Origin of the sequence: Microcella alkaliphila (assembly GCF_004216855.1) — a bacterium.
Lineage (GTDB): Bacteria > Actinomycetota > Actinomycetes > Actinomycetales > Microbacteriaceae > Microcella > Microcella alkaliphila.
Genome location: NZ_SGXT01000014.1, coordinates 303395 through 326676, shown reverse-complemented (window position 1 = coordinate 326676; position 23282 = coordinate 303395). Strand labels below are relative to the sequence as shown.

Sequence of the window (23282 nt, the reverse complement as noted above, 5' to 3'; positions counted from 1 at the left end):
AGGCCGTGGCAGTGCTGGACGCGTTCCACGTTGTCCGACTGGGCGCGAAAGCGCTGGACGAGTGTCGGCAGCGCGTGCAGCAGGAAACTCTGGGCAATCGGGGCAGGAAGGACGATCCGCTCTACCGGATCCGGGCGCTGCTGCGGCACGGCCAAGAGCTGCTCAGTGACCGGCAGAAGGCGAAGCTCACCGCATGCCTGGCCGTGGGCGACCCGCACGCCGAAGTCGAAGTCGCCTGGCTCTGCTACCAGCAGCTGCGCTCGGCCTACCATCAAGAGCGTCTCGCTGACGGGCGCGTCGTCGCGGCGCGCGTGTTGGAGAGCTTTCACACCTGCCCGATTCCCGAGATCGCCCGACTCGGCCGAACGCTGCGGGCGTGGCGACAGCAGTTCTTGGCCTACTTCGACACCGGCGGGGTGAGCAACGGCGGCACCGAGGCGATCAACCTGATCATCGAAAAGACCCGAAGGTTGGCGCACGGGTTCCGCAACTTCGACAACTACCGGCTGCGGATCCTGCTCGCCGCCGGCGGCCACAAGCCCTGGCGAACAGCCCCTACCCCCGCTTCATGACGAAGAGCCCGTTAATTCGGTCGCCAAGACCCGTAGTTTGCACGGAGTGCGGTGGCTGCAAATGGCAAAGACCTCCGAGTGCGTGGGCTGCTTCCTCGCTCACGACCACCCGGAGGTCAATGCAGTTTCAAGCGTCACTTGCCCCGTGCCAATCAAGTCCTATGGTCTATCCATGCGAATAAAGAATGGAGAGGCCTTTGGCGCTCTAGTTGCGCGATACTGCTATAGGCCGTAGCAGCTGGTCGTCTTGCTCAGGACGTTCGCATCAAGGCTGGCTGCCGCCCCGAAGTAGCCACTGTTCATGCCGGAATAGCTGCGGTGGTTGCCACTAGACGACCAGGTGGTACCCCAACTGTAGGCAGCCCCGTTGGCTGTCCCAGTGTAATTATGTTGAATTCCCCCTGAGCCGGTGCTCCAGGATTGGCCAGTAACGTACCTGTTGGCGCAGTTCGTGTTGAGCGCATTGGCGGCGATGGGCGCGCTCAGAAGACTAAGTGCGATCCCGGATGCAGCTGCAATCGCCAGGAAGCGCTTTTTGAAAGACATAATTGCTCCTTTTGTAGAGAGGTGCCCCACTGATTGAGGTCTTCGTGCACTAGAACGTATAGTGGGTTCATGCAAGACTTTTCAAGAACGATCGCAATGAGAAGACGAGTGGTCGCAACATTGGCGGCGGGCGCGGTGCTATGCGTTAGCTCGTGCACTAGCCAAGTGCCCGGGCCGGACCTCCCGGAGATCTCGACTGAGCGTGCTGAAGAGCTCATAGAAGCATCGCGGGATGGGCAATGGCGGCTCGTCACAAGCAGATTTCCCGACGCCAAGAGGCCGGATGTTGCGGTGGTCCGGCAAGTGGATCAGTCTGAGTGGGCGAATGCGGTGGTCGCTTGTATGCACGACGCTGGCTATACGGGGACCTCGGTTCTTGAGGACGGAGGAATCGATTGGGGCTTGATTCCGCAAGGACAGGGTGAATCTCAGGCTGTTGCCCTATACGAATGTATCGCGAGTTATCCTCTTGAGCCACGCTTCCTGGAATCGTGGAATGAATCTCAACTTAGGTACTTGTATGCCTACGTGTCAGGCGAGTTGCGGCGATGCCTTGAGGCGGAGGGCATTAGCGTAGCGCCGGCACCATCTGAACAGGCCTTCGTCGACTCTGGGGGCACTTGGTCGCCCTACATCGACGTGGAGGTCCCGCGGGATCGGTGGTACGAATTGAACGATCTGTGTCCGCAATTTCCTGACGGACTCTACGGTTGACGACCCCTAGACGGAATTGGTACATCGTCCCTTCGCCGCCCTCGTGCGTCGTAGGTGAAGATGATGCAAGTGGAGATCCGTTACGGCACTCGCAGTTCTCGGATTGGGTCGCGGCGTGCGGCGACGATGGCGGGGAGGAGTGCGGCGATGACGGCGACGGTGACGGCGAGTATTGCGACCGCGCCGGCGAAGTCGGTGCCGGGTAGTGGGTCGCCGGTGGCGGCGAGGGTTGCGAGGGCGGCGCCGGTGCCGAGGGCGGCGCCGACGATCGCGACCATTGTCATTTGCAGCAGTACGAGGGTGACGATGAGGGTGCGGGATGCGCCGAGCGCGCGGCGGCGTCCGTAGTCTTTGCGGCGCAACATGGTGAATCCGTAGAGGATCGCGGCAACGAGCAGGGCGCTGATGCCGAAGATGACGAGCACGAGTTCGCGGCCGAAGGTGCCGAGCTGGCCTTCGATGATGGCGCGCAGTTGTGCGATGCCTTCACTGGTCGCGAGCGACACGGTGGTGGGGTCGTCGACGGCGAGTACCGATCCCGTGGCGGAGGCGACCGCGCCGACGAGGTCGGGGGTGTCGGCGATGACGACGAGCACGCTGACGGGGCCGACGCGGTCGTCGGGTTGCGGGGCGACGACGAGGGGTTCGAGGAAGGCGAGGTAGTCGGGCACGGCAAGCTCGGCGACGACGCTGTAGTCGCGTCCGTCGTTGGTGGCGACGCCGCCGGTTCCGTCAAGCAACCCCAGTTCGTCGAGGGCGGTGGGTGACGCCCACGCGGGTGAGATGTGTTCGGGGGCGTGGCGTGCATCCACGAGGCCGTCGCCCCACAGGGTGCGCACCGGAACGGGCGCGCCGCCGGCGAAGGCGGTCGCGCGCGTGTCGGTGGCGGGCCCGAAGGCGAGGGCGGCCTCGATGCCGTCGACGTTGGCGAGCCGGTCGAGGACGGTCGAGTCGAGGCCCGAGGCGGTTTCGGCACGCACGACGATCGAGCGGGTTCCGGTGGAGTCGATGGTGGACAGCACGGCGTCTTCGGCGCCGACGGTGCGGCCGGTGGTGAGCAGCACGCTTGCGCACATGGCCGCGACGATGACGACCGACACGAGCGAGGCGACCGGTTGCGCCCAGGCGCTGGCCGCCGCTTCACGCAGGATCGCGCCGACGACGCGCAACCGCGCCCTCACAGTTCGACCGTCCGGTCGCACTGGGCGACGATGCTCGGGTCGTGGGTGACGATCACGACGGCGGCACCGGCGGCGGCGTGCTCACGGAAGGCGCCCATGACCACCCGTGACGAGTCGGGGTCGAGGTTTCCGGTCGGTTCGTCGGCCAGCAGAATCTGCGGCGCGTGCAGCAGCGCCCGGCACAGGGCGATGCGTTGCGCCTGCCCGCCCGACACTTGGCCGGGCTTCGCGGCGGCGCGCAGCTGCACGCCGAAGCGTTCCATGAGGGCGGATGCGCGCATCCGGGCTTCGCGCGGATCGTCGCCTCGATACAGCGCCGTCTCGCACACGTTGTCGAGCACGGTGCGCGTCGCATCCAGTGCTGCGTCTTGGAAGACGAAGCCGAACCGGCCAGCGCGCAGGCGTGCCCGCTCACGGTCGGGCAGGGCCTGCGCGGGCACGCCGTCGACAAGGATGTGGCCGGCGGAGGGCTTCAGCATGAGCCCGAGCAGGTAGAGCAGTGTCGACTTTCCGCGACCGGACGGCCCCGTGATGGCGACCACCTCGCCGGCATCGAAGCGCTGAGACCAGCCATCGAGCAGGGGTGCCGCACGGTCGTAGCCGAAGGTGACGTCGTCGGCGGCGAGCAGCGTGCCGTGCGCGTCGTGTCTCGCCGGTCGGGGCAGCGTGCCGACGTCACTCACGCCGAACCCCTACTCACTGCCGGCCGGAACGCGCACGCGCAGGCCGACACCGACGGCCGGGTCGCTCGACTCGATGACGGCGACCCCGCGGGCACTCGCCCGCACCTCGACCGGGTAGGTGCCGCCGGCCTCGTCGACGACGACGGTGCCCGCGTTCGCCGTCGCGCGCAACGCCGCGGTCGGCACGGTGAGCCCGGCAACCGACTCGACGGTGATGATCTGCGAGCGCAGCAGGCTCTGCTCGGTGACCGGCAGCTCGCCGCACGCGTCGGCGCAGATCGACGCGCCGTCGTCACCTTCGAGCGACACGACGATGCCGCCGAACTCGTCGGCGGCCTGACTGGTGGCGAACGCCGTCCACTCGGCACCGGACGGGCTGGAGATCAGCACGCGGGTTCCCGCGGGCATCTGCGCGGCCTGCGTGTCGGTCACCGGGATGCTGAACTGCGGCGCCAACGGAAGCACCGACACGAGGCGCTCACCCCCCGACAGGGTCGACCCTGGCTGCAGCGCGTCGGCGTCGAACGTGACTCGTGTCGGAAGGGCGGGAACGACGATCACGTCGCCGGCTTCCACAGTTCCCGTCGCGGTGAGACCGAGACTGCGCTGCCACTGGCGGACCGCCTCCGCCGTTGCCGCTCCGTAGCGGCCGTCGGGTTCACCGGTGAGGAACCCGGCACCCTGCAGGAACTGTTGCAGCTGCTCAACGTCAGACCCCACCGCTGAGGGGCCGAGCGCGCGGAACGACGGTGTCGACCCTTCGATGATCACCACCGGTCGCAGCCCGACCTCGAACAACACCGCGCCTGCGTCGACCTCGTCACCCTGCGCGACCGCCACCGAGGTGATCACGCCGCTTGCCTGATTCACCCCGAGCGGTTCCGACGTCCACTGCGCAACCGAGTTCAGCGCGAGGCTCGACCCCACCTCACCCTCGACAATCTCAACCGTCGTGAAGGGGCGAGCGTCGAGAACCTCCTCGGGCGGGGAAAAGGCAGTGGCCACGGCCCACCCCACACCGGCACCCAGCGCAAGCACAAGCACGGCGCCGAAAGCGATGCCGCTGATACGGGCACCCCGCGACCGTCGCGGCGACGGCGGAGATTCGGGGCGGGGCGACGGCTCTGGCATTCGCTCAGGTTAGCCGAGGAAGGACCACCGCGGTGGTGGGCACGCTTGCAGTACTGACTCCATCTCGGCTGGCGGAAGCCCGGCGATCACCGTCCCGAAGGGTTGGTACGGGGGGTCGGTCCTGCTGCTCCACGAGTCGATGTACTGCTGCACCGATGGTGGCTCTTCGGGGCTGTAGCCAAGCTCGAGTAGACATTCGTACTGGGCGACCTCGAGGGTGTAAAGCTCGGCGAGTTGATCGTCGTCGTAGTCTTCAACGCCCCACCCGGTCTCCTCGCTGCACTGATCCGCGGCGGCGTGCCATTGCTCGCCGAGTTCGGGGCTCATCTCAGGGCTCGAAATGCCCCCAAAATTGTCGACTTCCGCTTCGAATCCGAGTTCCTCCATGCACCGAACCGTTTCGACTCGAAGGTCGGTGCGCGTAACCGGCGTGACTTCTGGGGCCGGGGTGGCGGCGCATCCCGCCATCAGCGCAAGCGATGCTGCCGCGCCGGCGACGCAAAACATCCGGAACCACGGAACGCTGCGGTGACCTAAATGCACGTTGCCGTCGGAGTCGAGTAGAAAAAGCCACTGCTTCCGTTCGTGACCAACCAGTTGGCGCGTTGGTAGGGAGAGTTTCGCGTTGCCAATCCACCAGGGAACCGGAACATCGAGCTCTGCGCGGTGTCGTAGTTCGTCCAGGTCCCATTCCCCGGGGCGCTCGAATTGATGGTGAGCGACGGAGTCCGTGTTCCTGTGCACAAGCGAGTGCCCGAGGCAGTGGCGGCGGCCGCCGGTATTGCCATCGTCACGACAAGCGCTGCAGCAAATACGATAGACACGCTAGCGTGAGTTTTCTTTATTCTAAACATGATGCCTCCTTGCATCCTCCGGTTGACCGAAAGGTATACCCGACACCGACGCACGGTCAATGATCGGCCTCGCCCTAGCGTCTGTCCCAGGTCCGTGAGTGATGTCCTCGTCGTCCCGGACCAGCCAGCGGAGACGCTGTCGTCGGCGCAGTAGATAACTCCCTGCCTGTCAGCCGGTGTAGGTCCATCGCGGTGGAGGACAGAGCTTGATCATCGCCACGTATGCACCTTGGCCCATCCCTTGGGTCACGGTCGCGAAGGCCTGGTATGGAGGCTCCGTGCGGCTGCTCCATGAATATATGACGGCGCCAAAAGCGATGCCGCTGATACGGGCACCCCGCGACCGTCGCGGTGACGGCGGAGACTCGGGACGGGGCGACGGCCCTGGCATTCGCTCAGGTTAGCCGAAGGTGCGCGCGTTGAAACGACACGCACGGCGAGGTTTTGCGACGAGGGCCAGGATCGGTGATTGACGCCAACGCCCGTTCATAGGGGACACGCGAAAACCGCTTCCGCCACGTCGCCGTCCGCAATCAACTCGTACGGGTCCCACGGCTGAGAGTGAGGGTCCTCCATCAGCGTCGTGATGTAAGCGCTTCGCGAAGGCGCGGACGGCGTCTCATAGCCAAGATCGGTCAGACAGCTGACCACGCGACTCGTGTTCTCGAAGTTAAACGCCGCAAGTTCGTCCGTCATGGTCACGTCGTTGTATCCAAGTTCAATAGCGCACACTTCATAGGCGACCTGATATGCGGCCTCCTGACCAACCGGGATCCCAGCTTCGACGCCCCACCCGCCGCCATCGGAGACTTGCACGTCCCAACCCGATTCCTCCAGACACCGCGCGATCTCCGTCGCGGCCTTGAACATGCGTTCGTTGCCTTCGATATTCGTGACATCGGCGTCGGTGCTGTTCGCGATTGGAGGGTCGTCAGAATCGAGCTGATTGCACGCACTGAGCACAAGAATTCCGGCGAGGAGTGTGATGCAGGTAAGGGGGACGCGCCCTCCGAAGCGATGGGCTTGAAAGAGCTTTCTCATCTACAGGACCTTTGTTGACAGCTTTCGCGCCCGAATCACTCGGACACATTGATCGAAGACTCCGTCGCCCGCGTCACGCTCGTCGCGCGCACTCAGTGGTCTCACGATTCGCTATATCGGACACAAAGTCAAGACAGGCTCGTCTACAGTGCCTTTATGCGGCTTGCTAGAGCGATCGGTCACATAGCGGTTGCCGCTGTGGTGTGCGCGTTTATCACTGCCTGCGAGTCGGTGGTGATGAATGAGCGGGATCCGGATGAAGCCAGCCCCGCCGAGGTTGTCGACGAGCGGTCAAGGATCGCCGATGAGATTAACCCGGACCTCATCCGATACGTCGAGCCGGACGGATGGGGTTTAGCACAAGTGCAGTGTCTCGATGACGCTGGTTTTCCGGGCGCGCATGCATCTTCTGATGGCGGAGTGTCGTACCCCGAGATGCCAGCCGAGCAGGCTTCAGCGTTTTCTTCCGCGCAAGACCTGTGCACGAGGCAATACCCGGTCGATCCACGGTTTCGAGCCCCGTTCACCCAGTCCCAGTTGACCGCCTTACACGCTTACTACGAAGAGGTCTTAGTCCCTTGTCTCGAGCGAGAGGGGCACTTGATCGGCAACGTGCCCTCACTGCAGCCGTTCGTCGAGAACTACTTCACTTCGGGATGGTCTCCGTATTCCTTCGTTGCGGTTACGGATGACGGCGTCTGGATGCAGTTGCAGGAAACTTGCCCTCAGTGGCCGGGCGACCTTTTCAATCCGACCTCGACCGATTGAGCGCTTCCCACCACGCGAACAGCGGTATCTATCTTGAAGGCCATCGCGGCATGCGATCACGACCAACGCGGTCTTTTGCCTGTCAGCCGGTGTAGGTCCAGCGCGGTGGAGGGCAGAGCTTGATCATGCTCATGTATGCACCTTGGCCCATCCCTCGGGCCACGGTCGCGAAGGCCTGATATGGAGGCTCCGTGCGGCTGCTCCATGAATCTATGTAGGCCTGCACCGATGGGGGCGGTTCGGGCGTGAATCCCTCGGCGACCAGGCACTCGTAGTGCTCGACCTCCAACTCATAGAGCGTCGCGAGCTGCTCGTCGTCATAGTTCTCGATACCCCAGCCCGTCTCTTCACGACAGGCGTTGACCGCCTCGGCCCAGCCTTCCCCGCTCTGGCCTGGAGGAAGTTCGGGCCCGTTGAGCCCTCCCATTCCATCAGGAAACACCTCGTAGCCCCTTTCTTCCATGCGGTGAGCCCGGAGATCGACTCGACGGTGATGATCTGCGAGCGCAGCAGGCTCTGCTCGGTGACCGGCAGCTCGCCGCACGCGTCGGCGCAGACCGACGCGCCGTCGGCACCTTCGAGCGACACGACGATGCTGCCGAACTCGTCGGCTGCCTGACTGGTTGCGAACGCCGTCCACTCAGCGCCGGACGGGCTCGAAATCAGTACCCGGGTTCCGGCAGGAATTTGCGTGGCCTGCGTTTCCTTCACGGGGATGCTGAATTGCGGTGCGACAGGAAGCACCGATATCAGGCGCTCTCCTCCCGTCAGTGTCGAACCAGGTTGCACGACCTCGGCATCGAAGGTGATGCGTGTCGGCAGAGCTGGCACGACGATCACATCGCCCGTCTCGACGGTCCCTGTTGCAGTGAGGCCGAGGCTGCGTTGCCACTGGCGGACCGCCTCCGCTGTTGCCGGACCGAGCGGGCGGAATCACGGAGTGGGCTCTTCGATGATGACGACGGGCCGGAGCGCGACCTCAAACAACACCGCGCCGGCGTCGACCTCATCGCCCTGCGTGAGCGACACCGACGTGATGACCCCTGCCGCCTGATTCACGCCGAGCGGCTGAGACGTCCACTGGGCAACCGAGTTCAAGGCGAGCGACGACCCCACTTCGCCCTCGACGATCTCGACGGTCGTGAAGGGACGAGCGTCGAGAACCTCCTCGGGCGGGGAAAATGCCGTGGCAACTGCCCAGCCAACGCCAGCACCGAGTGCCAACACGAGAACTACGCCGAGGGCGATGCCGCTGACGCGGGCGCCCCGCGAGCGTCGCGGTGAAGGTGAAGCTTTGGCGGGGGGTGACGGCTCTGGCATTCGCTCAGGTTAGCCGGTGTGGAGCGACTGGCGGACGAGTATCCAGAACCTGTCGAAGTCGCCACTGCAGCCCGCCTCGCGAGGACGGGCCTGGCGTCGGAATTCTCGCTCGGGGTCGGGGCTCGGCATGCCGCGCCCGTAGGGGCAAATCAAGGCCGCAAGAGACGCGGCAAAAGTAGCGACAAGCCAAGTGGAGTGCCCGTAGGAGCGAGCCGGCTCCTAGGCGAAATTTGGAGATCAACTCGGCTAGTAGTTCCTCGAGGCGGACGGCGCCACGCTCGTGCAAGGTCGCCGGTTGCTCGCACGATAGCTCGGCGGACCCGAACCGTTACCAACTTCATACTTGAGAAAACTTATTGACAGACGGTTCTGCTTCTCGTACCGTGAGCCCATGAGCAAGGGCGCCTCGAAAACCAGCACTAGTCCTGTCAAGACGCGTTTTGCGGTCATGGCCCTCATTGCGCCTCTTGTGTTGCTCACCCTCGGGTGTTCTGAGATGGACGCCACAGAGCCAGCGCCGGTCGCTACCTCTGAGCGACACGGTGCCGAACTTCGGGCTGCCTGCCTGACCGAGCGCGGATGGGATGTCGTCGTTGCGCCGGACAACGCTGTCGCGGCGGAAATCCCTGCAGATCAAATGGATGTCTATGTTCGAGACTCTGAGGAATGCGGCGAGGGCTTGGCCCCGGACCGCCAGTCATTCACGACAGAACAATGGGGCGAATGGTACGCGCTGGCTATCGAAGCCGCGGACTGTCTTGCTGATGAAGGCTTCGCTGTAGACGACCGTCCGTCTCTGCAGGCCTTCACTGATGCGAATGGCGACTGGAGTCCCCATATCGCTCTCTTTGAGGCCGGGCTCATTAGCAGCAGCCAGATCGAAAACCTCCGCGAGACCTGCCCGCAACCCATCTACTACGGATAGCGAAACTACAAAGTCATCAATAAGGCGACAGCCAATCAATCTGAAAGGGAAACGAACGTGAATAAGAAACCGATGCGCAACGCCGCCTGGTCGTTGGGGTCAGCCTGTGCGCTGATTGCCGCAACAGCAACGCCTGCCAGCGCGGCGACGTTACAGCTTGGAAGCATCACATGCGGACAGGCATGGGGGCCCTACGCCCACATCGCTTCTAACTCGAGCGGATCTCAAATAATCCACACCCATCGCAAAAATGCATTGACATTTCAGACATTCACCTACCAAAACATCACGAGGCAAATGCGCTACACCCCTGCAAAATACACTTTCGAGAACAGTTCGACAATCTACGTCTCAAGCGATTCGAACGTCCGTAGCTATTCACTGTCTTGCGATACGTGACCGCGATTCGGCCACTTCCGCGCGTTATGTTTCGGGCCCGGGACGTGAAGCTCACAATGCTTGACGATTGAGAACGTGCGCTGATTCAATCTTGTGAGACAGAGTTGGCGCGCGAGGTCGGCGACCTAACCAGAGCCTCGGCGACCCGGAGCATCCCCGATAGACTCAGGAGTCATCCCCGTCTATTGAAAGGGACCAGCCATGCCTGCCGCTGTCATCATCGGCGCCCAGTGGGGCGATGAAGGAAAGGGCAAGGCCACCGACCTGCTCGCCGGGCGCATCGACTATGTCGTCAAGTTCAACGGCGGCAACAACGCCGGCCACACCGTCGTCATCGGCGACGAGAAGTACGCGCTGCACCTGCTGCCGAGCGGCATCCTCACCGACGGGGTCACCCCGGTCATCGCGAACGGCGTCGTCATCGACATCGAGGTGCTCTTCGGCGAGCTCGAGGCGCTGAGCGCCCGCGGCGTCGACGTCAGCAAGCTCCTCATCAGCGCGAACGCGCACGTCATTACGCACTACCACCGCACCCTCGACAAGGTGACCGAGCGCTTCCTCGGCAAGCGCCAAATCGGCACGACGGGGCGGGGCATCGGCCCGACGTACGCCGACAAGATCAACCGGGTGGGCATCCGCATTCAGGACCTGTTCGACGAGAACATCCTTCGTCAGAAGGTCGAGGCGGCCCTCGACCAGAAGAACCACCTGCTCGTGAAGGTGTTCAACCGCCGCGCGATCACCGTCGACGAGATCGTCGACGACCTGCTGTCGTACGCCGAACGCCTGCGCCCCATGGTCGCCGACACGGCGCTCGTACTGCACGAGGCGCTCGAGCGCGGCGAGACGGTTCTGTTCGAGGGTGGTCAGGCCACCATGCTGGATGTTGACCACGGCACGTATCCGTTCGTCACCTCCTCGAACGCCACCTCGGGCGGCGCCGCCACCGGCGCCGGCATCGGCCCGAACCGCATCGACCGCGTCATCGGCATCGTCAAGGCGTACACGACCCGCGTCGGCGCCGGCCCCTTCCCGACCGAGCTGTTCGACGAGTCGGGCGAGTTCCTGCGGAAGACCGGCTTCGAGTTCGGCACGACGACCGGCCGCCCGCGCCGCTGCGGCTGGTACGACGCCCCCATCGCCCGCTACACGGCCCGCATCAACGGCGTCACCGACTTCGTCATGACGAAGCTCGACGTGCTGACCGGTCTCGAGCGCATCCCCGTCTGCGTCGCCTACGACGTCGACGGCGAGCGCTTCGACGAGCTGCCGGTGTCGCAGAGCGACTTCCACCACGCGACGCCGATCTACGAAGAGTTCCCCGGCTGGTCGGAAGACATCACCGGCGCGCGGACGTTCCAGGACCTGCCCGAGAACGCGCAGAAGTATGTGCTCGCCATCGAGGCGATGAGCGGCGCGCGCATCTCCGCCATCGGCGTCGGCCCGGGCCGCGACGCCATCGTCGTGCGGCACGACCTGCTCGACTAACGTGAGGGTTCGGCGGTTCGCGCGCGGTAGTGCACCCGAGCCCGGCGCATCCACCGGTTGAGCGGCAGCTCCTTCGGGTAGTGCTTCGCCAGCGAATACACGCCGCGCCACACGCGGTAGGCCATCGAACGCTTGGAGTCCATCGGGCGAGCCGAGACCGGGATCGTGAGTCGATCATCCCGAATGACGACCGCCTGCGGCGGAAGATGGATGCTCAGATCCATGTCATCGTGCACCGTCGCGTCGTGGCGGCACACCTCGCCGCTGATGCGCTCCCACGCCCAGCGTCGGATCGCCATCGCCGAACCGAACACCGGCTCGTGGGCGAGGGCGAGCTTCACGAGCGCGAAGTAGGGGTCGAGGTAGGCGCGGCTCGCGTGCGGGCGCTGGTCGCCGTCCTCCGTCTCGAGCACGCCAGAGCCCGTGACCGCGACCGCTTCGGGATGCTCGGCGAACACCCCGACGACGTTCTCGATCCAGCGCTCGTGCGGCACGCTGTCGGCGTCGAGTCGTGCAATGAAGCGGCCCGAGGCGGCGTCGTAGCCGGTCGCGCTCGAGATCGGGATGCCCACCTCGGTCTGCGTGATCACGCGCGCGCCCGCCTGATGGGCGACCACGGCGGTCGAATCGGAGCTGTCGTTGTCGACGACGATCACCTCGCGCGGGCTGACCGTCTGCGCGGCGAGCGCATCCAGACAGCGGGAGAGGAACTCGGCGTCGTCGCGCACCGGAATCACGATGGACAGATCGGCGATCGGGCGGTCGGAGCCGCCGCGCGCCACCTCGGTCGGACCCGTGTCGGCCGCGGACGGCAGGGCGGAATCGGAATACATGGTCACCGAGCAGAGTGCACCCGAGGGGGTCGTGTCAACCCCCCTCGCCCGGCCCGTGCCGGGGCATAGGGTCGCCCCCATGACCATCACCGCGGGCGCACGCCCCCAGCACGACCAGGGCGCGCCGGCCGCGCCCGACACCCACGACGACGCCGGCCTGAGCGCCGCGGAAACACCTGCCAATGCTGTCGTAACGCGCCAGCCCATGCGCCTCCCCCTGCCGCGCGGCCCCGTCAGCGCCGCCCTCTTCGCCGTGATCGGCTCACCCGTCGGCGCCCCGCCGATCGTCTCCGACCTTCCCGAGCAGATCGACCGCGCCGTCGGCGCCAGCGGCGACATCCTCGTCGACGGTGACCTGCAGTTGAGCCTCTTCGTGCTCTACGAGCTGCACTACGGCGGTATCGCCGGCGTCGACGAGCGGTGGGAGTGGGACCCCGCGCTGCTCGCCTGCCGGGCCAGCATCGAGGTCGGCTTCGAGGCGGCGCTGCGCGAGCGCGTTTACGTGCCGACCCTGCCCTCCGGGCGTGACGCCGAGACCATCGCCCAAACGCTGTTCGCCCTCACCGCCGAAGGCGACGAACCGGGGCTCAGCCACTACGTGCGCACGGAGGCGACCCACGAGCAGGTGCGCGAACTGCTCATCGCCCGCTCCATCTACACGCTGAAGGAGGCCGACCCGCACAGCTGGGCGATCCCGCGGTTGAGCGGACGCGCCAAGTCGGCGCTCGTCGAAGTGCAGTCCGACGAGTACGGCGCGGGCCGCGCCGACCGCATGCACGCCGTGCTGTACGCGCGGGCCATGCGCGGTGCCGGGCTGGAGACGCAGTACGGGCACTACCTCGACCAGGTGGATGCGCGCATCCTCACCTCCGTCAACACGATGAGCCTGTTCGGCCTGCACCGGCGCCTGCGCGGTGCGATCGCCGGCCACCTCGCCGCGTTCGAGATGACCTCGTCGCTGCCGAACCAGCGCATCGCCGCCGGGCTGCGACGGCTCGGCTACGGCGATGACGTCGTCGACTACTTCGACGAGCACGTCGAAGCCGACGCGGTGCACGAGCAGATCGCCGGGCGCGACCTCGCCGGCGGCCTCGTGGAGGCCGAGCCCGAGCTCGCGGCCGACGTGCTGTTCGGCGCCGCCGCGTGCCTCGCCGTCGACGGCTGGGCATCCGAGCACATGCTCGCGGCGTGGCAGGAAGGGCGCAGCGGTCTGCGGCCGGCGCCGCGCATCCACCGCGCGACGATCAGCGTGCCGAAGCGGCGCATCCCGTCGACGCGGCGGAAGACGAGCCGGGGTGAGTGAGCGCCGGCGCATCGAACGAGCCGAGTACCTGCTGCCCCTGCGGCGGTGGCAGCGGGGCGGGCTCGGCGATCTGCCCGCGTACCTCGCGACGATCGCCCAGTGGATGCCCGTGACCGTCATCGACGGATCTCCCGACCCCATCGCCCGCCAGCACGCCGCGCAGCTGCCGGACGGCGTCCGCCACATCGTGCTGCGCGACCAGCCGGGCGCCAACGGCAAAGCCAACGGCGTGCACGCGGGGATGGTGCTCGCCGAGCGCGACTGGGTCGTCGTCGCCGACGACGACGTGCGCTGGAGCTACGAGAGCCTCCGCCGCGCCGTCGCCGCCGCGCGCGACGCGCACCTCGTCGCGCCGCAGAACGTGCTCACCCCGCAGCCGTGGCACGCCCAATGGGACACCGCGCGCAGCCTCATCAACCGCGCCTGCGGCGTCGACGCGGCGGGCACCGCCGTGCTCGACCGGCGCCGGTACCTCGCCATGGGCGGCTACGACCGCGACTGCCTGTTCGAGAACATGGAACTCGCCCGCACCGTCGAGGCGAGCGGCGGACGGGTTGTGCACCTCACCGACCTGATTGTCGAGCGCCGGCCGCCGACCGTGCGGCACTTCTGGTCGCAGCGGGTGCGGCAGGCCTACGACTCGTGGGCGCAACCGGCGCGCTTCGCCGCTGAACTCGCGCTACTGCCCGGCGCCCTCGCCGCCGTGCGCAGCGGCCGGCCCTGGATGCTCGTGGCCGCCGGCGCCGCGTTCGTCGCGCTCGCCGAGACGGGTCGCCGCCGCGGCGGGGCCGCCCGCGCCTTCCCCGCCAGCGCGGCGCTGTGGGCTCCCGTGTGGGTGGCCGAACGCTCCCTCACCTCGTGGATCGCCCTCGGCCTGCGCCTGCGCGGCGGAGTTGTCTACAACGGCCGACGCATCGCGCGCGCCGCGCACTCGACCGCGGCGCTGCGGCGCCGACGCCGTGACGCGGAGCTCGCCGCATGAGCGACGAACCCGTCGAGGTCTTCGCCTGCCCCAACGGTCCCTTCCTCGTGCGGGGCGACATCACCATCGACGTCGGCGACGCGGAAAACCCCGGCGGGGGTGCGCAGCGTGACCAGCGACGCGTCGTGGCGCTGTGTCGGTGTGGGGCGTCGAGCATCCGCCCGTACTGCGACGGGACACACAAGGTGATCGGCTTCCGGACAGTGCCGCCCGCGCGGTAGAGACGATTAGGCTCGGCGTATGGACGACGCCGCCCGCACAGAGCTCGCCTCGCTGCGCAAAAGCATCGACAACATCGACGCTGCCCTCGTGCACCTGCTCGCCGAACGGTTCAAGTGCACGCAGTCGGTCGGGCGCCTCAAGGCGGCGACCGGCATGGCTCCGAGCGACCCGGAACGCGAGCGCGTGCAGATCGCCCGGCTGCGGGCGCTCGCCGAGGAGGCCGAACTCGACCCGGCCTTCGCCGAGAAGTTCCTGACGTTCATCGTCGCCGAGGTGATCCACCACCACGAGCAGATCGCCGGGCAGACGCCGCACGCCGAGTAGGCGCGTACCCGTTCTCAATAACTGTGGGTCGTCGGTCGCTGAGTCGAGAGCGGTGCCGGCGCGCTGCGGGGGCGCGCGTGACGTTTCTCAGGAGTAGAGGGTGCGACGTGGCCCGGCTGCCGCGAACTTTGGGCGCCGCAGGGCCTCAACTCCTGAGAAATGTCACGGGCCCCGTCACGGCTCCGGGCGCCGTCCCAGTCACAGCCCCGGTCACTGCCGGGTCACGGCTCCAGTGCGAGCCACCGCCGCGGGCGCGGGTTTCGGACGTCGCGCCCGCGCGCGTACCCGAGCGGTGCGGGGAGGGCGGCCGACGGCGGTAAGGTCGGCTCGTGAGCGACGAACGAGCGGCCGGCGAAGGCGACCGCGACGAGGCCGAGCGGCTTCCGGCACCGGCGACTGCGGCCGGCGCGCTGGGGTCGGCCGAGCCCGCCGAGTCGGCGCAGCCGGCGGGCGAGGGGCGAGCATCCGGGGAGCTGCGCATCGCGCTGCAGTTCACGGCCGCGGGCGTGGTGTGGGGCGCCAGCTTCCTGTTCATCGCGGTCGGACTCGAGGGGCTGAGCCCCGCCCAGATCGCGACCGGCCGCACCGTGTTCGGTGCGCTCACCTTGGGGATCATCGTGCTGATCACGCGCGAGAAGCTGCCCCGCGAGTGGCGCATCTGGGCCCACATGACGGTCGTCGCGCTGACACTGTGCGTGTTCCCGTACCTGCTGTTCGCGTGGGCGCAGCAGTCGGTGTCGAGCGGGCTCGCGAGCGTGTATAACGCGACGACCCCGCTCATGACCGCGCTGATGGCGGGTCTCGTGATTCGGGTGGAGCGGCTCACCCGCGAGCAGCTGCTCGGCCTCGTCGTCGGCCTCGCCGGCGTGCTCGTCATCATCGCGCCGTGGGCGGGCATCGACCTGCGCGGCGGCCTCGTGCCGCAGCTGGCCCTGCTCGGCGCGACCGCCTGCTACGGCTTCAGCCTGGCCTACCTGCGCCGGTTCTTGCAGGGCACGGGGCTGAGCGGCGTCATGCTCGCGCTGCTCAACGTCGGCATTGCCGCTGTCATCATGCTCGCGCTTACTCCGATCATCGGCACCGACCCGATCACCCTCGACATCTGGATCGTCGGCAGCATTGTGCTGCTCGGCGTCTTCGGCACCGGCCTCGCCTACGCCTGGAACCAGAACGTCGTGCGCGCGTGGGGCGCCACCCGCGCGGCGACGGTCACCTACATGTCGCCCGTCGTCGGTGTCGCACTCGGCATTCTCGTGCTAGGCGAGGTGCTCGTCTGGAACGAGCCAGTCGGCGCGGCGCTGATCTTCTTCGGCATTCTGCTGGCGCAGCGCCGGCTGCGACTGCCGCGTCGACGCCGCTGAATTGAGGATGCGCGGGGCGCGTACCCGACGGCGGCGTGACGTATTGCAGGAAACCAGACAGGCCTGCCCCGGAAAAACAGGGTTGGTGGCGGACGCGAAACCCTCGTTTCCTGCACTACGTCACGGCGCACCCGTGTGAAGTGCGGCGGGCGCGCGCCTACTGCGGTTTCGGGCGGCGGCGCTCGGGCAGGTGCAGCCGCGCGAGGATGCGGTCGACGTCGACGGGCGGGCTGCCCCCGCCGTAGCGCGAGACCAGCACCGTGACGAGTACCGCGAGCGGGATCGTCCAGGCGGCAGGGGCAGCGAGGGCGGCCTGCAGCCAGGCGGCCCAGTCGGCGGCGAGCGGGGCCGCGTCGACGAGCGCGCCGCCCGCCCCGGGCACCCGCAGCACCCCGAGCCCCACCGCGACGGCGCACGCGATCGCGCCCGTCAGCATCCCGGCGAGGGCTCCGCGGGCGGTGAGCCCCCGCCACCAGACGCCGAGCACGAGCAGCGGGCTGAGCGTCGAGGCGGTGAACGCGAACACGAGCCCGACGCTGCCGGCGAGCCCGGCCGGCTCGATCATCAGCACGACCAGCAACGGCACAAGCGTCGAGGCGAGCGCCGCCACCCGGAACCCGCGCACGGTGCCGCCGGCGACCTCCTGACTGATGACGCCGGCGAGCGAGACCACGAGCCCTGACGAGGTCGACAGAAAAGCGCCGAACGCTCCGGCGACGATGAGCGCGCCCAGCAGGTCACCGGCGAGTCCGTCGACGAGCCGCCCGGGCAGCAGCAGCGCGACGGAATCGGCGGTGCCGGGGGTCGCGAGATCCGGGGCGAAGGCGCGCCCCAGCATCCCGATCGTGGTCGGAAACACGTAGAACGTGACCAGCAGCACGACCGTGATGAGGGTGGTGCGGCGGGCGGCGACGCCGTCGGGGTTCGTCGTGAACCGCACGAGCACGTGGGGCAGGCCGAGGGTTCCGAGCAGCAGTGCGATCGCGAGCGAGGCGGTCGCGTACGGGTTCACTGCGGCGGGGCCAAGCGCGGCGGGGAAGGCGGTCGCGGCGGCGGCTCCGAGGTCGCGGCCGCCCACGACGACGAGCATCACGATCGCGGGCAGCGCGACCGCCGTCAGCTTCAGCCAGAACTGGAACGCCTGCACGAAGGTGATCGAGCGCATGCCTCCGGCGGCGACGATCACGCCGACGATGACGGCCACCGCGACAGACCCGGCCCACGGCGGCAGGCCTGTCGCGATCGACACCGTGAGGGCCGCGCCCTGCAGCTGCGGCACGATGTAGAACCAGCCGATCACGATGACGAGCACGCTCGTCGCGCGGCGCACCGACCGCGAACGCAGGCGCGCCCCCGTGAAGTCGGGCACTGTGTACGCGCCCGAGCGGCGCAGCGGGGCGGCGACGAACAGCAGCAGCATCAGGTAGCCGGCCGCGTATCCGATCGGAAACCACAACCCGCCCGCGCCCTGCAGCAGAATCAGCCCGGCGACCCCGAGCACGCTCGCCGCCGACAGGTACTCGCCGCCGATCGCCGAGGCGTTCAGCCACGGGGGCACCGTGCGCGAGGCGACGTAGAAGTCGCGCGTCGTGCGCGACAGCCGCACCGCGAGCGCCCCAACGAGCACGGTCGTGAGGGTCACGATGATGATCCCGGCGTATCCGAAGGATGCGGGGGTCGCGTCGCTCACGGACGTCGCCGCCGCGGCGCCCAGCGCGCCCAGCGCGCCCAGCGCGCTCGCGTCGCTCACGCGTCGTCCTCGTCGCGTTCGGCGAGGGCGCGGTACTGGTCTTCGGCGCGATTCGCGGCCGTCACGGCGAGCGCGGCGATCGCGACGAGCGGCGGATACGCCCCGAACGCGAGTACGAGCCAGCCCACCGGAACCCCGGCAATCGTCTCGTCGTTGAGCGCGGGCAGGGCGGCGACGAACGCGACGGCCGCGAGCGCGGCGGCGAAGCCGAGGGCGCAGACGATCGCGACGCGTAGCTGGCTGCGAATCAGGCTCGCGACCAGGACGCGCTCAGCGCTCGCGGGTGTGCCGCCGGTGAGGGGCCCGGCCGCGCTGGGTGCGAGCGGCTCTCCGGCGCGGGGGGCCGTGACGCGCACGCGCGCCGGCCGCGGCGGTGTCGCCGGGTTCGCCGACGCGGGCGTCGCACCGGGAGCGCCGGGCGCAGGCGCGGCGCCGGAAGCACGGTCGTCGCTCACCCGCGCCGCACCCTCATGTCGTCGAGCCGCTCGCGCAGCCCCGGCAGCGCCCGCCGACTCACCGGCAGCGCGGTGGCGCCCACCGTCACGGTCGACCCGGCCCCCGCCAACTGCAGCCGCGTGACGTGCGCGAGCGCGACGAGGTACGAGCGGTGCACGCGCACGAATCCGGCGCTCGCCCAGCGCTCCTCGAGCTCGCCGAGCGGCACCCGCACGAGAAAGCCGCCCTCGGCGGTGTGCAGTCGCACGTAGTCGCCCTGCGCCTCCGCGTACTGAATCGCGTCGCGGCGCACCATGCGCGTCGTCGTTCCGAGCGTCACGGCGATGACATCGTCGGCCGGATGCGCGGCGCCGGCTCCGAGATCGGCGCTCGCCGCCGTCGGGGTCGCGCCCCGCGCATCCGTCGCGTGCGCCTCGCCCGCGCCGGGATCGGTGCGCGACCCGGCACGCGAATCGGCGACCGCGTCGACGAGGCGCCCGATCGCGCGGGCGAGGCGCTCGGTGCGAACCGGCTTCAGCACGTAGTCGACGGCCTCGAGGTCGAAGGCGTCGACGGCGCTCTCGTCATCGGCGGTGACGAAGACGACGGGCGGGCGCCGCTCGAAGCGGGTGAGGGCGCGGGCGAGGTCGAGGCCTGACAGCCCGGGCATGTGAATGTCGAGCACGGCGGCGTCGATGCCGTCGTCATCGCTCAGAATGCGCAACGCCTGCGAGCCCGTCGTCGCCGGCACGAGCTCGGCGACGCGGGGGTCGGCGCCGAGTAGCGCGAGCAGCTCGTCGAGGGCCGGGCGCTCGTCGTCGGCGACGAGCAGGCGGAGGGGGCGCGGGGGGTGAGCGGCGCCGGTTGTCCCGGTCGAACCAGCCCCGCCAGTGCCCGGAGCATCGCCGCTCATCGCCGCACCCCCTGCACGTCGTTCTCGGGCTGCGAACGCGGCACCCGCATGACGATCAGTGTGCCCGCGCCCACCTGCGTCTCGACGACGAGGCCGCAGTCGTCGCCGTAGACCTGGCGCAGCCGCGCATCCACGTTGCGCAGCCCCACGTGGTCGACGGTGGGGCGGCCGGCGAGCGCGGCCCTGAGCGACTCGGGGTCGGTGCCGACCCCGTCGTCGTCGATGCGCACCACCGTGAAGGCGCCCTCGGCGTCGGCCGTGATGGTGATCGTGCCGCCGCCCTCCTGCGGCTCGAGGCCGTGCCGCACCGCGTTCTCGACGAGCGGCTGCAGGCTCAGAAACGGGATCACCGTCGGCAGCACCTCGGGCGCGATGCGCAGCTGCACGGCGAGGCGCTCGCCGAAGCGGGCCCGCTCGAGCTGCAGGTACGAGTCGATCGACTGCAGCTCGTCGGCGAGCGTCGTGAAGTCGCCCGCCCGGCGGAACGAGTACCGCGTGAAGTCGGCGAACTCGAGCACCAGCTCGCGGGCGCGCGCCGGTTCGGTCGTGATCGTCGAGGCGATCGCCGTCAACGCGTTGTAGATGAAGTGGGGGCTGATCTGTGCTCGTAATGCGCGCACCTCGGCCTCGGCGAGGGCGGCGCGGCTGGCGTCCAATTCGGCGAGCTCAAGCTGTGCGGCCACCCAACTGGCGGCCTCCTCGGCCGCCCGCACGAGCGGCGGGCGCACGGGGCTCGCGAAGGCCACGAGCGACCCGGCGACGGAACCCGGCCCCTCGCGACCGGGGAGGCGGATGGGGGCGGCCACCGCATCCCGCCGGTCGATCGAGGCGTCGGCGGTCAGCAGCTGCGTCGCGCCGGCGTCGGCGGCGGCGCGGGCGAGGCGCTCGGCCGCGGCCTGAAGGGGCGCCGGGCCGTCGAGCGCGACCACGCCGTGCGGGTCGGCGAGCGCGAGGGCGTCAGCGTCGAGCAGCTGCCGTAGCGCCTTCGCCGCCCGTGTGGGGTCTCCGGCCGCGAGGCCACCGCGCAGGTGCCCGGCCGCGCGCGATGCGAGGTGCAGGGTCTCGTAGGTGGCCCGCTCGGCCGGCGTAGCGAGTGCCCGGCCGCCGCGAATCGCGCGCCAACCCGCGGCGAGCAGCACGACGCCGAGCGCCCCGAGCAGCGCGCCGCCGAGGAAGGCGATCAACGCTGACGGGCTCATGAACTACGACGATAGGCGACGACGAACGGTCGCGGTCGCCGTTTATCGCACGGTCGCTACCGCTCGTCGACAGGATGCGCGCGGTCGCTTCCGACAGACCGGTCCACTGCCCGACAGTGAATGATCACGAGACGGTGACGACGAGGTCGCCGTCGTGGCAGATGGGAGACTCCATGGGCAGTGCCGCCCCGGACGACCGACCCGACGTCGCCTCCGACGCCGAACCCGACATTGAGGCGCTGCGCGCCGTGCAGAACTCGCCGCGCTTTCGCGCGCTGAAGCGCCGGCACCGGCTGTTCGTGCTGCCCGCGACGGGGCTCTGCCTCGCCTGGTACCTGGCCTACGTGCTGACGGCGGGCTATGCGCCGCAGGTGTTCGCGACGCCGGTGGCCGGCTCGATGAACCTCGGCATGGTGTGGGGCCTCGCGCAGGTCGCCACGACCTTCGCCGTCACGATGCTCTACGTCTGGTACGCCAACAAGTACCTCGACCCGGCGGCGGCCGAGATCCGCGCCGAGCTCGAGCCCGTGCTCGCCGGGGCTGGCGCCGCAACCGGCGCTGGCGCTGGCGGAGCGAACGGAACACGCGCATGAGCGCCGCGATCCTCGTTCAGGCGAGCACCGCATCCAGCTCGCCTGGTGACCCGCTGCTCAACATCGCCATCTTCGGGGCGTTCGTCGCGGTGACGATGGTCATCGTCTTCCGCGCGAGCCGCAACAACAAGACGGCGAGCGACTACTACGCGGCCGGCCGCTCGTTCACGGGCGGCCAGAACGGCTCGGCGATTGCGGGCGACTACCTGTCGGCCGCGTCGTTCCTCGGCATCGTCGGCGCGATCGCGATCAACGGCTACGACGGGTTCCTCTACTCGATCGGATTCCTCGTCGCGTGGGTTGTGGCCCTGCTCGTCGTCGCAGAACTCTTGCGCAACACCGGCAAGTTCACGATGGGCGACGTGTTGGCCTTCCGCCTGCGGCAACGCCCCGTGCGCATCGCCGCCGCCATCTCGACGCTCGTCGTCAGCTTCTTCTACCTGCTCGCGCAGATGGCCGGAGCTGGCGGCCTCGTGTCGCTGCTGCTCGGCATCGAAGAGCGGGTCGGCCAGTCGGTCGTCATCGCCGTCGTCGGCGCGCTGATGATCCTGTACGTGCTTGTCGGCGGCATGAAGGGCACCACCTGGGTGCAGATCATCAAGGCCGTCATGCTCATCGCCGGTGCCGGAGTCATGACCGTCTGGGTGCTCGCCATCAACGAGTTCAGCTTCACCGGCCTGCTGGATGCGGCGGTCGCCACGACCGGCAACCCCGCGATTCTCGAGCCCGGCCTGCAGTACGGGCTGAACGACGTGACGCGCCTCGACTTCCTGTCGCTGGGGCTCGCGCTCGTGCTCGGCACGGCCGCCCTGCCGCACGTGCTCATGCGCTTCTACACGGTTCCGACCGCGAAGGAGGCCCGCAAGAGCGTCGTCTGGGCGATCTGGCTGATCGGCATCTTCTACGTCTTCACCCTCGTGCTCGGCTACGGCGCCGCCGCCCTCATCGGGCCGGAAGCGATTGCCGCCGCTCCGGGTGGCGCGAACTCGGCCGCCCCGCTGCTCGCTTTCGAGCTCGGCGGGCCGGTGCTGCTCGGCATCATCGCGGCGGTCGCGTTCGCGACGATCCTCGCGGTCGTCGCCGGCCTCACGATCACCGCGGCCGCGTCGTTCTCCCACGACGTGTACGCCTCGGTCATCAAGAAGGGCAAGGCGTCGCCGCAGCAGGAGGTGAAGGTCGCCCGCATCACGGTGGTCGTCATCGGCCTCGTCGCAATAGTCGGCGGCATCGGCGCGAACGGTCAGAACGTCGCGTTCCTCGTGGCGCTCGCCTTCGCGGTGGCCGCCTCGGCGAACCTGCCGACGATCGTCTACTCGCTGTTCTGGAAGGGCTTCACCACCCGCGGCGCCCTCTGGAGCATGTACGGCGGGCTCACCACCGCGATCGTCCTGATCGCCCTGTCGCCCGTCGTGTCGGGTGGCGAGCGGTCGATGATCCCGGGCGCCGACTTCGCGATCTTCCCGCTGTCGAACCCCGGCATCGTGTCGATCCCGCTGGCGTTCCTGCTCGGCTGGCTCGGCAGCGTGCTCGAGCGTCGCCGCGAGTCGAGCGACAAGCAGACCGAGATGGAGGTGCGCTCCCTCACCGGAGTCGGCGCCGAGAAGGCGACGGACCACTAGCGCCGTCACCTCTCTCCACACTTCCGGGGTGGGCGGGCATGCCTGGGCCTGCCCTCCCCGGAAAACAGTTCGGGCCCCGCGCGGTGGTAGCGGGGCCCGTTCTCTGTGTTCGGGGTGTGTCGGCGC

The 23282-nt window shown here is 68.3% G+C and carries 24 protein-coding genes; 12 read left to right on the top strand and 12 right to left on the bottom strand.

Annotated elements, in window-relative coordinates; all coding sequences use genetic code 11:
• A partial coding sequence (locus EV140_RS07260) for a transposase (RefSeq protein WP_198674373.1) occupies positions 1 to 572 on the top strand: 572 nt, incomplete at its 5' end.
• Between the two features lie 1340 nt (positions 573 to 1912).
• Here EV140_RS07260 and EV140_RS07255 read toward each other — a convergent pair.
• The 5 genes from EV140_RS07255 to EV140_RS07235 all read right to left on the bottom strand — a co-directional run bounded on the left by EV140_RS07255 (position 1913) and on the right by EV140_RS07235 (position 6722).
• Entirely contained in the window at positions 1913 to 3013 is a 1101-nt protein-coding gene (locus tag EV140_RS07255; RefSeq protein WP_241971345.1) for an FtsX-like permease family protein, read from the bottom strand.
• A complete protein-coding gene (locus tag EV140_RS07250) occupies positions 3010 to 3696 on the bottom strand; it encodes an ABC transporter ATP-binding protein (protein ID WP_241971344.1) in 687 nt (228 codons plus the stop codon). Before EV140_RS07250 ends, EV140_RS07255 begins: the two co-directional genes overlap by 4 nt.
• A gap of 9 nt (positions 3697 to 3705) precedes the next feature.
• Positions 3706 to 4701: a peptidoglycan-binding domain-containing protein gene (locus EV140_RS07245; protein ID WP_241971343.1), complete on the bottom strand. Its 996-nt coding sequence runs from the start codon at positions 4699 to 4701 to the stop codon at positions 3706 to 3708.
• A 135-nt stretch (positions 4702 to 4836) separates the two neighbouring features.
• Entirely contained in the window at positions 4837 to 5214 is a 378-nt protein-coding gene (locus EV140_RS07240; protein WP_130282464.1) for a hypothetical protein, read from the bottom strand.
• 953 nt (positions 5215 to 6167) lie between these two features.
• Entirely contained in the window at positions 6168 to 6722 is a 555-nt protein-coding gene (locus EV140_RS07235) for a hypothetical protein (RefSeq protein WP_130282462.1), read from the bottom strand.
• Between the two features lie 156 nt (positions 6723 to 6878).
• Here EV140_RS07235 and EV140_RS07230 point away from each other — a divergent pair, with 156 nt between their 5' ends.
• A complete protein-coding gene (locus EV140_RS07230) occupies positions 6879 to 7490 on the top strand; it encodes a hypothetical protein (RefSeq protein ID WP_130282460.1) in 612 nt (203 codons plus the stop codon).
• 82 nt (positions 7491 to 7572) lie between these two features.
• Here the strand turns inward: EV140_RS07230 and EV140_RS13250 are convergent, their stop codons facing one another.
• Positions 7573 to 7932, bottom strand: coding sequence for a hypothetical protein (locus EV140_RS13250; RefSeq protein WP_157985628.1), 360 nt, complete (start codon positions 7930 to 7932; stop codon positions 7573 to 7575).
• 24 nt (positions 7933 to 7956) lie between these two features.
• On the opposite strand from EV140_RS13250, the gene EV140_RS13245 reads away from it, so the two are divergent.
• Entirely contained in the window at positions 7957 to 8109 is a 153-nt protein-coding gene (locus tag EV140_RS13245) for a hypothetical protein (RefSeq protein ID WP_157985627.1), read from the top strand.
• A gap of 314 nt (positions 8110 to 8423) precedes the next feature.
• On the opposite strand, the gene EV140_RS07220 is transcribed toward EV140_RS13245, so the two are convergent.
• A complete protein-coding gene (locus tag EV140_RS07220; RefSeq protein WP_130282458.1) occupies positions 8424 to 8810 on the bottom strand; it encodes a hypothetical protein in 387 nt (128 codons plus the stop codon).
• Positions 8811 to 9201: 391 nt separating this feature from the next.
• On the opposite strand from EV140_RS07220, the gene EV140_RS07215 reads away from it, so the two are divergent.
• Positions 9202 to 9735: a hypothetical protein gene (locus EV140_RS07215; RefSeq protein ID WP_130282456.1), complete on the top strand. Its 534-nt coding sequence runs from the start codon at positions 9202 to 9204 to the stop codon at positions 9733 to 9735.
• Between the two features lie 600 nt (positions 9736 to 10335).
• Positions 10336 to 11622, top strand: a complete 1287-nt coding sequence (locus EV140_RS07210; RefSeq protein ID WP_130282454.1) for an adenylosuccinate synthase — start codon at positions 10336 to 10338, stop codon at positions 11620 to 11622.
• Here the strand turns inward: EV140_RS07210 and EV140_RS07205 are convergent.
• Positions 11619 to 12455, bottom strand: a complete 837-nt coding sequence (locus EV140_RS07205) for a glycosyltransferase family 2 protein (RefSeq protein WP_241971353.1) — start codon at positions 12453 to 12455, stop codon at positions 11619 to 11621. The genes EV140_RS07210 and EV140_RS07205 overlap by 4 nt on opposite strands.
• A gap of 79 nt (positions 12456 to 12534) precedes the next feature.
• Between EV140_RS07205 and EV140_RS07200 the strand changes: the two genes are divergently transcribed.
• The 5 genes from EV140_RS07200 to EV140_RS07180 all read left to right on the top strand — a co-directional run bounded on the left by EV140_RS07200 (position 12535) and on the right by EV140_RS07180 (position 16647).
• Positions 12535 to 13758 (top strand): iron-containing redox enzyme family protein, encoded by a 1224-nt coding sequence (locus EV140_RS07200; protein WP_338418543.1) that lies wholly within the window; start codon positions 12535 to 12537, stop codon positions 13756 to 13758.
• Positions 13751 to 14740: a glycosyltransferase family 2 protein gene (locus tag EV140_RS07195; RefSeq protein ID WP_130282448.1), complete on the top strand. Its 990-nt coding sequence runs from the start codon at positions 13751 to 13753 to the stop codon at positions 14738 to 14740. Before EV140_RS07200 ends, EV140_RS07195 begins: the two co-directional genes overlap by 8 nt.
• Positions 14737 to 14961 carry a CDGSH iron-sulfur domain-containing protein gene (locus EV140_RS07190; RefSeq protein ID WP_130282446.1) on the top strand — a complete coding sequence of 75 codons (225 nt, stop codon included), beginning with the start codon at positions 14737 to 14739 and terminating at the stop codon, positions 14959 to 14961. The genes EV140_RS07195 and EV140_RS07190 overlap by 4 nt, the downstream gene beginning before the upstream one ends.
• 19 nt (positions 14962 to 14980) lie before the next feature.
• Positions 14981 to 15286 carry a chorismate mutase gene (locus tag EV140_RS07185; RefSeq protein WP_130282444.1) on the top strand — a complete coding sequence of 102 codons (306 nt, stop codon included), beginning with the start codon at positions 14981 to 14983 and terminating at the stop codon, positions 15284 to 15286.
• A 329-nt stretch (positions 15287 to 15615) separates the two neighbouring features.
• Positions 15616 to 16647 carry a DMT family transporter gene (locus tag EV140_RS07180; protein ID WP_338418542.1) on the top strand — a complete coding sequence of 344 codons (1032 nt, stop codon included), beginning with the start codon at positions 15616 to 15618 and terminating at the stop codon, positions 16645 to 16647.
• Between the two features lie 157 nt (positions 16648 to 16804).
• Here the strand turns inward: EV140_RS07180 and EV140_RS07175 are convergent, their stop codons facing one another.
• From EV140_RS07175 to EV140_RS07160, 4 genes are read right to left on the bottom strand one after another with little or no spacing between them, the layout of a single operon-like run.
• Entirely contained in the window at positions 16805 to 18337 is a 1533-nt protein-coding gene (locus EV140_RS07175; RefSeq protein ID WP_241971352.1) for a sodium/solute symporter, read from the bottom strand.
• Between the two features lie 56 nt (positions 18338 to 18393).
• On the bottom strand, positions 18394 to 18852 hold the full coding sequence (locus EV140_RS07170; RefSeq protein ID WP_130282442.1) for a heavy metal transporter: 459 nt from the start codon (positions 18850 to 18852) through the stop codon (positions 18394 to 18396).
• Positions 18849 to 19745, bottom strand: coding sequence for a LytR/AlgR family response regulator transcription factor (locus EV140_RS07165; RefSeq protein WP_130282440.1), 897 nt, complete (start codon positions 19743 to 19745; stop codon positions 18849 to 18851). Before EV140_RS07165 ends, EV140_RS07170 begins: the two co-directional genes overlap by 4 nt.
• The gene (locus tag EV140_RS07160; protein ID WP_130282438.1) at positions 19742 to 20944 is read right to left on the bottom strand and encodes a sensor histidine kinase; all 1203 of its coding nucleotides are present in this window, start codon (positions 20942 to 20944) and stop codon (positions 19742 to 19744) included. Before EV140_RS07160 ends, EV140_RS07165 begins: the two co-directional genes overlap by 4 nt.
• 173 nt (positions 20945 to 21117) lie before the next feature.
• Between EV140_RS07160 and EV140_RS07155 the strand changes: the two genes are divergently transcribed.
• Together EV140_RS07155 and EV140_RS07150 are read left to right on the top strand one after the other, a co-directional pair.
• Complete coding sequence (locus EV140_RS07155) at positions 21118 to 21537, top strand: DUF485 domain-containing protein (RefSeq protein WP_130282436.1); 420 nt, start codon at positions 21118 to 21120, stop codon at positions 21535 to 21537.
• Positions 21534 to 23156, top strand: a complete 1623-nt coding sequence (locus EV140_RS07150; RefSeq protein ID WP_130282434.1) for a solute symporter family protein — start codon at positions 21534 to 21536, stop codon at positions 23154 to 23156. Before EV140_RS07155 ends, EV140_RS07150 begins: the two co-directional genes overlap by 4 nt.
• The last annotated feature ends 126 nt before the right edge of the window (positions 23157 to 23282 follow it).

Coding starts and splice junctions, on each gene's coding strand:
- EV140_RS07205 (WP_241971353.1), bottom strand. CDS start 12,455: ATGTATTCCGATTCCGCCCTGCCGTCCGCGGCCGACACGGGTCCGACC.
- EV140_RS07190 (WP_130282446.1), top strand. CDS start 14,737: ATGAGCGACGAACCCGTCGAGGTCTTCGCCTGCCCCAACGGTCCCTTC.
- EV140_RS07185 (WP_130282444.1), top strand. CDS start 14,981: ATGGACGACGCCGCCCGCACAGAGCTCGCCTCGCTGCGCAAAAGCATC.
- EV140_RS07215 (WP_130282456.1), top strand. CDS start 9,202: ATGAGCAAGGGCGCCTCGAAAACCAGCACTAGTCCTGTCAAGACGCGT.
- EV140_RS07235 (WP_130282462.1), bottom strand. CDS start 6,722: ATGAGAAAGCTCTTTCAAGCCCATCGCTTCGGAGGGCGCGTCCCCCTT.
- EV140_RS07230 (WP_130282460.1), top strand. CDS start 6,879: ATGCGGCTTGCTAGAGCGATCGGTCACATAGCGGTTGCCGCTGTGGTG.
- EV140_RS07160 (WP_130282438.1), bottom strand. CDS start 20,944: ATGAGCCCGTCAGCGTTGATCGCCTTCCTCGGCGGCGCGCTGCTCGGG.
- EV140_RS07165 (WP_130282440.1), bottom strand. CDS start 19,745: ATGAGCGGCGATGCTCCGGGCACTGGCGGGGCTGGTTCGACCGGGACA.
- EV140_RS07200 (WP_338418543.1), top strand. CDS start 12,535: ATGACCATCACCGCGGGCGCACGCCCCCAGCACGACCAGGGCGCGCCG.
- EV140_RS07210 (WP_130282454.1), top strand. CDS start 10,336: ATGCCTGCCGCTGTCATCATCGGCGCCCAGTGGGGCGATGAAGGAAAG.
- EV140_RS07220 (WP_130282458.1), bottom strand. CDS start 8,810: ATGCCAGAGCCGTCACCCCCCGCCAAAGCTTCACCTTCACCGCGACGC.
- EV140_RS07150 (WP_130282434.1), top strand. CDS start 21,534: ATGAGCGCCGCGATCCTCGTTCAGGCGAGCACCGCATCCAGCTCGCCT.
- EV140_RS07240 (WP_130282464.1), bottom strand. CDS start 5,214: ATGGAGGAACTCGGATTCGAAGCGGAAGTCGACAATTTTGGGGGCATT.
- EV140_RS07155 (WP_130282436.1), top strand. CDS start 21,118: ATGGGCAGTGCCGCCCCGGACGACCGACCCGACGTCGCCTCCGACGCC.